The organism is Dyella silvae (assembly GCF_026421305.1).
Classification (GTDB): domain Bacteria; phylum Pseudomonadota; class Gammaproteobacteria; order Xanthomonadales; family Rhodanobacteraceae; genus Dyella; species Dyella silvae.
Genome location: NZ_JAPJBQ010000012.1, coordinates 33,638 through 45,764 on the forward strand (window position 1 = coordinate 33,638; position 12,127 = coordinate 45,764).

General features: G+C 62.1%; 8 protein-coding genes and 1 tRNA gene. 8 read left to right on the plus strand and 1 reads right to left on the minus strand.

What is annotated here, in order from left to right; genetic code table 11:
• Positions 1 to 55 precede the first annotated feature (55 nt).
• The 6 genes from OQE56_RS19140 (at position 56) to OQE56_RS19165 (ending at position 8,741) form a co-directional block, all read left to right on the plus strand.
• A complete protein-coding gene (locus OQE56_RS19140) occupies positions 56 to 1,105 on the plus strand; it encodes a glycerophosphodiester phosphodiesterase (protein ID WP_267226599.1) in 1,050 nt (349 codons plus the stop codon).
• 140 nt (positions 1,106 to 1,245) lie between these two features.
• A complete protein-coding gene (locus OQE56_RS19145; RefSeq protein WP_267226547.1) occupies positions 1,246 to 2,532 on the plus strand; it encodes an alkaline phosphatase family protein in 1,287 nt (428 codons plus the stop codon).
• Positions 2,533 to 2,739: 207 nt separating this feature from the next.
• Positions 2,740 to 5,043: a TonB-dependent receptor gene (locus OQE56_RS19150; protein ID WP_267226548.1), complete on the plus strand. Its 2,304-nt coding sequence runs from the start codon at positions 2,740 to 2,742 to the stop codon at positions 5,041 to 5,043.
• 37 nt (positions 5,044 to 5,080) lie between these two features.
• Positions 5,081 to 5,956: a lysoplasmalogenase gene (locus OQE56_RS19155; protein WP_323748599.1), complete on the plus strand. Its 876-nt coding sequence runs from the start codon at positions 5,081 to 5,083 to the stop codon at positions 5,954 to 5,956.
• On the plus strand, positions 5,953 to 7,221 hold the full coding sequence (locus OQE56_RS19160; protein WP_267226549.1) for a sterol desaturase family protein: 1,269 nt from the start codon (positions 5,953 to 5,955) through the stop codon (positions 7,219 to 7,221). Before OQE56_RS19155 ends, OQE56_RS19160 begins: the two co-directional genes overlap by 4 nt.
• An 83-nt stretch (positions 7,222 to 7,304) precedes the next feature.
• Complete coding sequence (locus OQE56_RS19165; protein ID WP_267226550.1) at positions 7,305 to 8,741, plus strand: amino acid permease; 1,437 nt, start codon at positions 7,305 to 7,307, stop codon at positions 8,739 to 8,741.
• A gap of 144 nt (positions 8,742 to 8,885) precedes the next feature.
• Here OQE56_RS19165 and OQE56_RS19170 read toward each other — a convergent pair whose 3' ends face one another.
• Positions 8,886 to 9,470, minus strand: coding sequence for an outer membrane protein (locus OQE56_RS19170; RefSeq protein ID WP_267226552.1), 585 nt, complete (start codon positions 9,468 to 9,470; stop codon positions 8,886 to 8,888).
• Positions 9,471 to 9,731: 261 nt separating this feature from the next.
• On the opposite strand from OQE56_RS19170, the gene OQE56_RS19175 reads away from it, so the two are divergent.
• Entirely contained in the window at positions 9,732 to 11,630 is a 1,899-nt protein-coding gene (locus OQE56_RS19175; protein WP_425601648.1) for a M61 family metallopeptidase, read from the plus strand.
• A 255-nt stretch (positions 11,631 to 11,885) separates the two neighbouring features.
• Positions 11,886 to 11,962: transfer RNA gene (locus tag OQE56_RS19180), tRNA-Arg, on the plus strand.
• Positions 11,963 to 12,127 lie beyond the last annotated feature (165 nt).

Consider the following 12,127-nt stretch of genomic DNA (forward strand, 5'->3'; position numbering starts at 1 on the left):
GGGTTTTGCCGTGGGTCGTTTAAGCTGGGCCGTCTTCCTGGCGGGTGCGCTGCTGATGGCTGCCGATGCAAGCGCGAATGAAGCGCCGCTGGCGCAGAAGGTGCTGGTGATTGGCCACCGCGGCGCGAGTGCGCTGCGCCCGGAGCACACGCTCGCGTCGTATGGCAAAGCCATTGCCGACGGCGCCGATTTTATCGAGCCAGATCTGGTGATGACGCGCGACGGCGTGCCGGTGGCGCGGCACGAGAACGAGATCAGCGGTACCACTGACGTGGCACAGCATCCGGAATTCGCCTCGCGCAAGACCACCAAGACCATCGATGGCCATGCGGTCACCGGTTGGTTCACCGAAGATTTCACGCTGGACGAGCTGAAGACGCTGCGTGCGCGCGAGCGTCTGCCCGAGTTGCGTAGTACGGCGTTTGACGGCCAGTTCCAGATACCTACGCTCGACGAGATCATCGATTTCGTGGCGACCGAGTCGGCCACGCAGGGTCGGGTGATCGGCATCATTCCCGAAATCAAGCACGGCACGTATTTCCAGAAGGCGGGCCTGCCGATGGAAGATCGCGTGCTGGCGATTCTCGCCGCGCATGCCTATACGCGTACGGCACCGGTGGAAATTCAGTCGTTCGAGATTGCCAACTTGCGCTATCTGCGCAGCAAGCTGGGCCACGCGAATCTCCATATCCGCCTGCTGCAGTTGCTGGATGATGCCAAGGAGCAGCCCTACGACGTGGTGGCGGCGGGCGGCAAGCTCACCTATGGCGACATGATGAAGCCGGCAGGTCTGCGCGAGATCGCCACCTATGCTGACGCCATCGGCCCGAATATCCGCGCCATCATTCCGCTCGCTGCGGACGGCAGGCTCGGCAAACCGTCCGCGCTCGCGCACGACGCGCATGTGGCGAAGCTGGAGCTTCATCCCTATACGTTCCGCCCGGAAAACCATTTCCAGGCGAAGAACTTCTGGCAGGGCGGCGACCCGAAGACGTTCAATGAAGCGGGCTCCATCGCGGAGATTCGCGCCTATCTCGACGCCGGTATCGATGCCTTCTTTACCGACGATCCGGCCATCGGTCGCAAGGCCGTCGACGGCCGCTGATCCTTCGCCAACAGTCTTCGACCGGCCTGCCAGCGTCGCCGAAAGACGGTGTACGCTGGTTCTGCTTCGCACGCTCCCAACCCTGTGGTGATCTGACGATGCGTTTTTCCCCCTTTCTATGCGCGGCCGGACTGCTGTCCATGGTCTTCGCTTTGCCGGCTACTGCGGCACCGGTGCTGATGATCTCCATCGACGGCTTGCGCCCCGCCGATGTACTGCAGGCTGAGCAGCGCGGGCTGCACCTTCCCAACCTGCAATCGATCGTGGCGCATGGCACCTATGCGTCGTCGGTGCGGGGTGTACTGCCTACGTTGACCTATCCGAGCCATACGACGTTGATCACCGGTGTGTCGCCTGACCTGCACGGTATTGGCGGCAACCTTACGTTCGACCCGTACAACAAGAATCAGCTGGGCTGGGACTGGTACGCCAGCGATATCAAGGTGCCCACGCTGTGGGACGCAGCGCACGCCGCAGGCTTGCATACCGCGAATGTGCACTGGCCGGTAAGCGTGGGTGCGCAGGTGGACTGGAACTTGCCGCAGATCTGGCGCACCGGTACACCGGATGACCGCAAGCTACTCGCAGCGCTGGCGACGCCGGGCTTGCTGCCCTCGCTGGAAGAAAAGCTGGGTCCGTATGCCGACGGTATCGACGAGAGCATCGCGGGCGACCGCACGCGCGCGCACTTCGCCGTTGCTCTGCTGGAATCGCACAAACCCGATTTCATGACGGCTTACCTCACCGCACTGGATCACGAGCAGCATGTCAGCGGCCTGGATACGCCGCAGGCGAAGGCGGTGTTGGGGCAAATCGATGAACTCGTCGGCGAACTGGTCGATGCCGCGCACCGCGTGCACCCGGATGGTGTGGTCGTCGTGGTATCCGATCACGGCTTTCTCCCTGTGCAGACCGACGTGAATCTGTATGCGCCCTTTCTTGCGGAAGGCCTCATAACGGTGAAGGACGGTGTCGTCACGGATTGGCAGGCGGCGCCGTGGAATGACGGTGGCAGTGCCGCCATCGTGTTGCGCGATCCCAACGATGCAAAGGTGCGTGCGGAAGTCGATGCGTTGCTTGAAAGGCTGCAGCAGGATCCGGCCTATGGCATCGCCAGCGTGCTGGACAAGTCGCAGGTGGCGAAGGGTGGCGGTACGCCGCTTGCTCAATGGTTCGTGATGTTCAAGCCGGGTTTTGAGATGGGCATCAAGCCCGATGCGCCGGTGCAGTCACCAGGCCATTATCGCGGCATGCATGGCTACGACCCTTCACTGGCGCAGATGCGCTCGACGTTTCTGATGCAAGGAAAAGGCGTGCAAGCCAACAAGAATCTTGGCGATATCGATATGCGCGATATCGCTCCTACGGTGGCGCACGTGCTTGGTGTCAGTCTGCCGCAAGCGAAAGGCAAGTCGTTGCTTCCTTAAGCGTCAGCGCTAACGTGTGATGTCACACGTTAGCGCTTTTTCGCCGTGTTTCGTGCGTGTTTTAAATATGTGTGTCATCGCCGATACACACGCAGCCTTCACGATTTCCTAATGCCGACCGAATGGTTCGGACGGCTATTTCCCCTTTCGTTTCCAAAAACCAAAGAACGTGCGGATTCAAGGTGAATCTGCGCGCAAGGACTTGTCATGCCCAAGCATTCCCTTCGCAGGACCGCGATCGCGCTGGCTACCCTGGCTTCTCTCTACAGCGGCGTGTTGCTCGCCGACGATGCGGCATCCGCCGCCGCGGCGCCTGCCGCCGATGCATCGGCCAACATCAACCGCGACAAAGCCAAGAACATGGAGGCCGTTTCCGTCGTGGCCTCGGGCGAGACCCGCCAGGTGCAAAAGATCACCAGTGAGGATCTCAAAGCGCTGGCACCGGGAACCAGCCCGCTGAAAGCCCTCGACAAATTGCCGGGCGTGAATTTCCAGGCAGCCGATCCCTGGGGCGATTACGAGTGGTCGACGCAGATCACCCTGCACGGTTTTGACCAGAGCCGCCTCGGTTTCACCCTTGATGGCATTCCGCTGGGCAACATGACCTACGGCACCACCACGGGCCTGCAGGTGACGCGCGCGATCAGCAGCGACAACATCAGCACCGTGGAGCTGGCGCAGGGCGCCGGCGCGCTGGGCACGGCCGCCAACACCAATCTCGGCGGCACCATTCAGTTCTATTCGGCTGACCCCGATGCCGTGGCTGGCGCCCGCATCAATCAGGTGATCGGTTCGGACTCCACCACGCGCACCTTCGTGCGCCTGGATTCCGGCGACTTCCATGGTTTCTCCATGTACGTGTCGTACGACCACGCCTCGACCGACAAGTGGAAAGGCTACGGCGACCAGCGCAACGACCAGATCAACCTGAAGTCGGTGTACCAGTGGGATAGCGGCAGCATCAGCTTGTTCTACGACGAGTCGCGCCGTAAGGAATACGACTACATGGATCTGTCCCTGGCCAGCCAGAAAGCGCTGGGCTGGAACTGGGACTATCTGCAGCCGGACTGGAACACCGCCGTGCAGATCGCCAATGCGTACAACGGCAAAGGCAATTACCCGGCCGTACTGTCGCCGTTGCCGGCGGGTTATGACCTGGTGGACTCCACGTACTACGCGGGTGGTGGTATCCGTCGTGACACGCTGACCGGCCTGAGCGGACAGTTCAATCTGGCCGAGCACACCACGCTGAACCTCGGCACGTATTACCACGACGATCGCGGTGAAGGTCAGTGGGCGACGCCGTACGTGGCTTCGTCGCCGACCGTGCCGCTGGCGATGCGAACCACCGACTATGGCCTGGATCGCTACGGTGGCACTGGCTCGCTGCTGTTCTCGCTCGGCAATAACGATATCGAAGTGGGCTTCTGGGCTGAAAACGCCAAGACCAATCAGGAGCGCAATTACTTCTATCTGACCGGCGCGTACAACTACCTGAGCAACTTCTACGAGAATGAAGCACCGTTCCTGCGCGGCTTCTTGCAGCACTACGTCACGCAGACGCGCATGGCCTACGCCTCCGACACCATCCATCTGATGGACGATCGCCTCACCGTGAACTTCGGTGCCAAGGCGCTCGGTGTCACCAACTCGGCCGACTCGCTGGTGCCCACCAGTGCGCTGGCGCAGGGCCGCATTCGCGCCAGCGACGGCTTCCTGCCGCAGGTGGGTGCCAACTACAAGATCGACGCCAATCAGGAGGTGTATGCCTCCTACAGCAAGAACATTGCGGCGTTCGGCTTCTTGCCCTTCAGCCAGTCGCAGGCGGCGTTCAACGCGAGCAAGGGCTCGCTGAATCCGGAGCAGTCGCAGACGTTCCAGACCGGCTATCGCGTGCATGGCGATACCTTTGAGGCGTCGGCCGATGCGTATTACACGCGCTTCAGCAACCGCCTGCTGGCCGTATCGCCGTGCAGCGCGGTGCAGACCTGCTCGGCCATTCTCAACAACGTGGGCTCGGTGAAGAGCACGGGTGTGGACCTGGCGGTTATCTGGCGCCCGATCGAACACCTGCGCTGGCTCAACTCGGTGTCGTACAACAACTCCAAGTACCAGGACGACTACCTCAACAACGGCGTCGTGGCCACCGACGGCAAGTACGTGGTCGGTATTCCCACCTGGATGTTCACCAGCGATCTCAGCTACAGCTATGGCGGCTGGTCGGCGAGCATCGACGGCAAATACACCGGCCGCCGCTACATCACCTACATCAACGACTCTCAGGTGCCGGCGTACTGGCTGTTCGATGCCGGTGTGAACTATGACTTCGGCACGGTGTCCGTACTGAAGGACCTGAGCCTGGGGCTCAATGTCACCAACCTGTTCGACAAGCACTACTACGCCACCACGGGCACCAACGGCTATGTGGCCTCGGATGCGCAGGGCTGGAACCAGACGTTGATGGCCGGTGCGCCGCGCCAGGTGTTCTTTAGCATCAACGCGAAGTTCTGATCGGGCGCATGTTTGGTTTGAAGTGCCTTTCTCCCGAGTGAGAAAGGTCGAAGAGGAGGCGCTGTCCCGCCGGCGCCCCCGCTTCTTGCAAACCCTCTCCCGCGAACGGGAGAGGGTTTTTTTTGCGCTGCGACAGGCAAAAACAAAGGTTGGCGATACCATCGAGCGGATCGATGTCGCGGGGATTCCATGCATGGCTGTTTCAAACGCTGCCGCGAGGTTGCCCTCGCCGCTGTGGAGTGATGTAGCAATAGCTGTTCTGGCAGTCGGTGCGATCGCTGGCGCGAGTCTCGGCGCCACAGGGACGACGGATGGCTGGCATTGGCTGCATTGGGTGTGCAAGCCGCTGACGACGCTGCTGATCCTCGGGATGACCTTGCGTGCCGAGCCGCCGGTTTCCCCGCGCTACCGGCGCTGGATGGTGGTGGGCATGCTGTTTTCGCTGGCGGGCGACGTGTTTCTGATGTTGCCGCAGGACGCCTTCGTGCCTGGGCTGGTCGCGTTTCTGATCGCCCACGCCTGCTTTATCAAGGCCTTTCTGGATGACAGCCGGTTTGCCGAGCGCCCCTTGGGCATGCTGGCGTGCGTGGCCTACGGCGCATTGAACCTCTGGGCGCTGTGGCCTTCGTTGCCGGCGGCGCTGTACGCGCCGGTGGTGGTCTATGTGCTGGTCTTGGCCGGCATGGGCGGTCAGGCGGTGGTGCGGGCGCGGCGGCATGCGGCCGACGCGCTGACCCGATCCTCGCAATGGGCCATGACGGGCGCGCTGCTGTTCATGCTCAGCGATACACTGTTGGCCTGGAACCGGTTCCGCGTCGCCCTTCCGTTGTCGGCGCTGTGGGTGCTGGCGACGTATTACGCCGCGCTGTGGTGTCTGGCGCGGTCGGTTCAACGGAGTGGCCAGGCAGCATGAATACGCAGGAAATCATCATCACCTGGGCTACGCCGGTGTTCTTTGCGCTGATCGCGCTGGAACTACTGGTGGCAAAGCTGCGCGGGCGCACCGTGTACCACAGCACCGATGCCATCAACAGTCTGGGTCTGGGCGTGATCTCGCAGATCGTCGCCGTCTTCAGCAAGCTGCTGACGCTGGGCATCTACGCGTGGTGCGTCACGCACTTCGCCATCTTCTCGCTGCCGGCAAACAGCGTGTGGGTGTGGATCACCGGCCTGCTGTTCTACGACCTTTGCTACTACTGGCTGCACCGCGCGGGCCACGAAGTGAATCTGCTGTGGGCGGCGCACGTGGTGCATCACCAGAGCGAGGATTACAACCTGTCGACGGCGCTGCGCCAGACCGGCAGCGGCGTGCTGCTCGGCTGGCTGTTCTATCTGCCGATGGCGGTGATCGGTTACCCGCTGGAAGTGTTCGTGGTGGTGGCACTGATCGATCTGCTTTATCAGTTCTGGGTGCATACCGAACTGGTGGGGCGGCTGGGCTGGTTCGATCGCGTGTTCTGTTCGCCATCGAACCATCGCGCGCATCACGCGGTGAACGACAAATATCTGGACCGCAACTATGGCGGTATCCTGATCGTGTGGGACCGCCTGTTCGGCACCTTCGTGGAGGAAGACGACACTGATCCGCCGATCTACGGTACGCGCTCGCCGTTGCGCAGCTGGAATCCGCTGTGGGCCAACGCCGAGGTGTACTGGGCGACGTTCAAGGATGCCTGGCATGCACGCCGCTGGCGCGACAAGCTGCTGGTGTGGTTCAAGCCGCCGGGCTGGCGGCCGGCCGATGTGGCCGCGCGTTTTCCCAAGGCTGAATTCGACATCCAGCGTGATCGTTACCAGCCACCGCTGTCGCGAGGGCTCATCCTGTACAGCCTGGTGCAGTTCGCCCTGCTGCTCGGCATGGCGGTGCAGTTTCTGGATCTGGCCAAGCATCTGCCCGCGTGGTCGCTGACCGGTTATGCGGTATTTCTGGTCTTGAGCCTGACCGCCCTGGGGGCGCTGACCGAGGGCCGCCGCATCGGCGTGGGCCTGGAGCTGGCGCGGCTGATGGCGACGGCGGCGATTCCGCTGCTCACCGGAGGCTGGTTTGGTGTGCCGCAGTTGCCCGCCAGTGCGGTTGGCGCGCTGGTGGCGATCCCCGCGCTGAGCGCGCTGGTGATGGGCTGGCTGGCCGTTTCTACGGCCGGCCATGCGGGTACGGGCAAGCCGATTCCCGGGTAAGGCAGGGCCCTACCGCGCAGCTGCAGCGTGGCAGGGGCGGGGGCATTCGCTATGATCGCGGCTCAATTCCCGGGGATGAGCTGATGGGTGTCTTGAATAAGTTGGTGCGCCACAAGCCTGTGGAGCTGCTTCAGGCCGAGGCCGGCAAACGGGGTGATTTCCGGCGCGTGCTCGGGTTGTGGCAGCTCACCGCCATCGGCATCGGCGGCATTATCGGCGTTGGCGTGTTTGTGCTGGCGGGCCAGCAGGCGGCGATGAATGCCGGTCCCGCGGTTGCCATTTCCTTCCTGATTGCAGGCATTGCCAGCGCAGCGGCGGCCTTGTGCTATGCCGAGTTCGCCGGGTTGATCCCGGTCACTGGCAGCGCCTACACCTATGGCTATGCGGTGCTGGGCGAACTGGCGGCGTGGCTGATCGGCTGGGATCTTCTGCTGGAATACGCATTGATCGTCGCCGTGGTCGCCATCGGCTGGTCTGGCTATGTGCAATCCGCGCTTGCCAGCATGGGGTTGGATATACCCGTGTGGGCGAAGGGTGCTATCGGCACCGGCGAGGGTCACGTGTTCAACGTCATCGCCGCACTGGTGACGCTGGGCGTATCGGCCTTGCTGATCTTCCGCACCGAATGGGGCGCACGCTTCAACACGGTGGTGGTGGCGATCAAGGTGGCCGCGGTGGCGCTGGTGATCGGTGTGGGCGTGTTCTACGTGAATCCTTCGAATTGGGTGCCGTTTATTCCCGCACGTGTGATGGGGCCGGATGGCGTAGGCCACTTTGGTTTCCAGGGTGTGGCCACGGCGGCTGCGGTGGTGTTCTTCGCCGTGTTCGGATATGACACGCTGACCACCGCTGCCGAAGAGTCGAAGAATCCCCAGCGCGATCTGCCTCGCGCAGTGCTGCTGTCGCTGGCGATTTCGATGGTGATGTATCTGGCGGTGTCGCTGGTGCTGACGGGCATCGCGCACTACGCCACGCTCAACACTGACGCACCCGTGGCCGATGCCTTCAAGGGCCTGGGCCTGAAATGGGTGGCAGTCACCGTTTCGATTTCGGCAGTGTTCGGCCTGATCAGCGTGCTGTTTGCCTTCATGCTGGGTGCGACGCGCATTTGGTTTGCGCTCGCGCGCGATGGCCTGTTGCCAGGTTGGTTTGCTCACGTGCACCCGCGCTACGGTACGCCGCACCGCCCGACCGTCGCACTGGGCCTGTTTACTGCGCTGGTGGCTGGGCTACTGCCCATCGAGGAAGTCGCCAAGCTGGTAAACATTGGCGTGCTTTCGGCCTTCATCGTGATCTGCAGCTCGGTGATCATTCTGCGCAAGCGCAAGCCGGATCTGCATCGCTCGTTCCGCACGCCGATGGTGCCGCTGATTCCGCTGATCGGCATCGGCTTCTCCATCTGGCTTCTGTCGGAGCTGCCGGCCATCACCTGGAAGGTGTTCCTGATCTGGGTGAGCCTGGGTCTGGTGATCTACTTCAGCTACGGCATGCGCAACAGCAAGCTTGAGAAGCAGTCGTAAGTTGAGATCTGCCAGGTAACAAAAAAGGCCGCGAAAGCGGCCTTTTTTTTGGTCGAGGCAGGCGCTCCCACAGGAGATCCCATATGCAGACAAAAAAACGGCCGCTTGCGCGGCCGTTTTGTGTTGCTGCACCAAACGCTTTGCTTAGAAGCGGTATTCCACCGAAGCGGAGTACGCAGAGATGTTGGTGTTGTCCTGCGACTCGCTGGAACCAGCGCGGCCGTACTTGACGTGGTAGTTGTCGTAGTTCAGCGCCAGGCTGACGTTCTTGGTCACGTCGTAGCCCACGCCGGCACCGGCATACCAGCCGTTGTTCCAGCTCTTTTCCGACACGGACGCATTGCCCACGGTGACGCCGGCAGTGGTGCGCGAACGCAGGTAGCCGCCGTGACCGGTGACGTACCAGTTGTTGTAGAAGTTGTACTTGGCGGTCACGCCGAGCTGCGCAACGCGCGGCTTGGCCCAGGCGCTGACGAAGTCGCTGTCGTTCTTGGCCTTGCCAAGGTCGGCGTAGCCAACTTCGGCACCGACGATGCCGTTCCAGCGCCAGCCGAAGCGCAGGTTGTAGAAACGGTCGCTCTTATCGGAGATGCCGCCAATGCGGTAGTTGCTCTGGCCGAGGTTGCCGGCAACGAAGAAGTTGTCGAGCTGATTGCTCTCGTCGGCCTTGGCGGCGAAGGGCGCAACAGCGGCGACGGCCAAAGCGGCCGCAATGAAAGTCTTATTCATGGAGTGCTCCATCTCTTTTTGTGTTCCGTCGCGACGACTAAGGGGGAAGGTCGCGTCGGTCCGCGTGGGGATCGCGGTCATAAAAGGATACGGGTTTTTAACGCGCGTAAAACCGTTTGCGGGTTCCGCGGGATGGGCGAGGTTCAGACACTTCCATGACCAATGGCAGGGTGTGAGATGTGTCAACGCGCACTAGCATCAAAGGTTCATCTGTCGTGCAGCAACGCTTTTGCACGGCTACGGAACCTGTAGGAGAACCTCTTGAAAGTCTCGCGTCTCGCATCCGCCATTCTCGCTTCCGGCCTCGGATTGTGCAGCTTTGCTGCGCTCGCAGACGTGCCCGCACCGAAAGACACACCGTTTGATGGCACGCTGAAAATTCAGGTGGACGCCACGGATATCGCCCATCGCGTGTTCCGCGTGCGCGAGACGGTGCCGGCGCAGCCGGGCCCGCTGACGCTGCTGTATCCCCAGTGGCTGCCGGGCAATCATTCGCCGACGGGCGCGATCGACAAGATGGCCGGACTGGTGGTGAAGGCGAACGGCAAAGCGCTGGCGTGGACGCGCGACCCGCTCAACGTGTATGCCTTCCACATCGACGTGCCGGAAGGCGCGAGCAGCGTGGAAGTAGAGTTCCAGTTCCTCTCGCCGCAGGACACGCGTCAGGGCCGCGTGGTGATGACGCCGGAAATGCTCAACCTGCAGTGGAATCTGGTGTCGCTGTACCCGGCGGGCTATTTCGCCCGTCAAATCAAGGCCGAAACCAGCGTGACCCTGCCGGCTGGCTGGCAGTACGGCAGCGCACTTGAGATGGTTTCGCGCGACGGCGACACGGTGCGCTTCAAGCCGATCGACTACGCCAATCTGGTTGATTCGCCGATCTACGCCGGCAAGTACTTCAAGCGCGTGGATCTCGATCCGGGTGCGAAGGCGCCCGTGTTCCTCAATATCGTGGCGGATGATGCGAAGTACCTGGAGATCAAGCCAGAGCAGCTGAAGGTGCATCAAAACCTGGTGCAGCAGATGTACAAGCTGTACGGCGCGCATCACTACGATCACTACGACTTCCTGTTCTCGCTGAGCGAAAAGATGTCGGGTAACGGCCTGGAGCATCACCGTTCCAGCGAGAATGGCGTGGGTACCGGCTATTTCACCGAGTGGGATAAGAACGTAATCGTGCGCGACTTGTTGTCGCACGAGTTCAACCACTCGTGGGATGGCAAATATCGCCGTGGCGCGGATCTGGCCACGCCGAACTTCAATGTGCCCATGCAGAACAGCCTGCTGTGGGTGTACGAGGGCCAGACCCAGTTCTGGGGTTATGTGATGGCGGCGCGTTCGGGCCTGTGGAAGCAGGATCAGGCGCTCGACATGCTGGCCAACGTGGCGGCCACGTACGACAAGGGCCGTCCGGGCCTGGCGCAGTGGCGCAACATCCAGGACACCACCAACGATCCAATCATCGCGATGCGCCGCCCGTTGCCGTATCGCAACTACCAGCTGAGCGAGGACTACTACTCCGGCGGTCAGATGATCTGGCTGGAAGTGGACAGCAAGCTGCGCGATCTCAGCGGCAACAAGCGCTCCATCGACGACTTCGCCAGGTCGTTTTTCGGTATGGAGAACGGCAAGTGGGACGTCAATCCCTACACCTTCGAAGATGTGGTGAAGGCGCTCAACGACATCGCGCCGTTCGACTGGGCGCCGTACCTGCGCGAGCGCCTCGATGGTCATGGTCCGCTCATCGGCGGCTTCGAGGCTAACGGCTGGAAGCTGGTCTACAACGACAAGCCGTCGGAAGTCAGCAAGGCGGTGGAAACGCGTTACGGCGGCGCCAACCTCACCTATTCGCTGGGCCTGTCGATGGGCAAGGGCGGCGACATCGCCGACGTGCTGTGGGATGGCCCGGCGTTCAAGGCCGGCCTGTCACCGGGCATGAAGGTGATTGCGGTGAATGGCAAGGAGTACTCCAGCGATGCCATCAAGGACGCCGTGACTGCGGCGGCGAAGGACAAGAGCCAGCCGGTTGAATTGCTGGTAAAGAACTTCGATGAGTACAAGACGCTGCGCATCGATTACCACGATGGCCTGAAGTATCCGCACCTGGAGCGTGTGGCGGGCAAGCCGGATCGGCTGTCGGAGTTGCTCAAGGCGCGTTGATAGGTAGCGCGCGACTCATTCCCTCTCCCCTCTGGGGAGAGGGTAGGGTGAGGGGCGGGTGCTCGCGGAGGTGCCTCTACAGGGCCTGGCCTGATCAAGCCGTATCGCAAGATTGACCCCTCACCCCAGCCCTCTCCCCGGAGGGGAGAGGGAGAAGTGGGGTTCACGGGGCGCATGGGCTCCCGCCCCCAACTCCGCTATACTGCGCGTCCGCCGTGTGCCGAACCCCGGTTCATCACACGCGCCAACGTCCATGCGCCCGTAGCTCAGCCGGATAGAGTAGTGGCTTCCGAAGCCATTGGTCGGGGGTTCGAATCCCTCCGGGCGCGCCATCTCCCTGCGACGTTTCCAGCCCGTTCCCGGGCCGCTTTCGTATCGCCTTTCCTCCACGCCCGGTTGGCTAACATGCCCGCAGCGGCAGGCGGGGCCGTGCCAGGCGCTTGACCCTGAAGGCGCGACATCCGGTCTGCATGGCCGGATTTGAAATCCAGCCGTTG

Bases quoted from the DNA above. Each gene is read 5' to 3' on its own strand.
- OQE56_RS19140 (WP_267226599.1), top strand. From the start codon at position 56: ATGGCTGCCGATGCAAGCGCGAATGAAGCGCCGCTGGCGCAGAAGGTG.
- OQE56_RS19145 (WP_267226547.1), top strand. From the start codon at position 1,246: ATGGTCTTCGCTTTGCCGGCTACTGCGGCACCGGTGCTGATGATCTCC.
- OQE56_RS19150 (WP_267226548.1), top strand. From the start codon at position 2,740: ATGCCCAAGCATTCCCTTCGCAGGACCGCGATCGCGCTGGCTACCCTG.
- OQE56_RS19160 (WP_267226549.1), top strand. From the start codon at position 5,953: ATGAATACGCAGGAAATCATCATCACCTGGGCTACGCCGGTGTTCTTT.
- OQE56_RS19165 (WP_267226550.1), top strand. From the start codon at position 7,305: ATGGGTGTCTTGAATAAGTTGGTGCGCCACAAGCCTGTGGAGCTGCTT.
- OQE56_RS19170 (WP_267226552.1), bottom strand. From the start codon at position 9,470: ATGAATAAGACTTTCATTGCGGCCGCTTTGGCCGTCGCCGCTGTTGCG.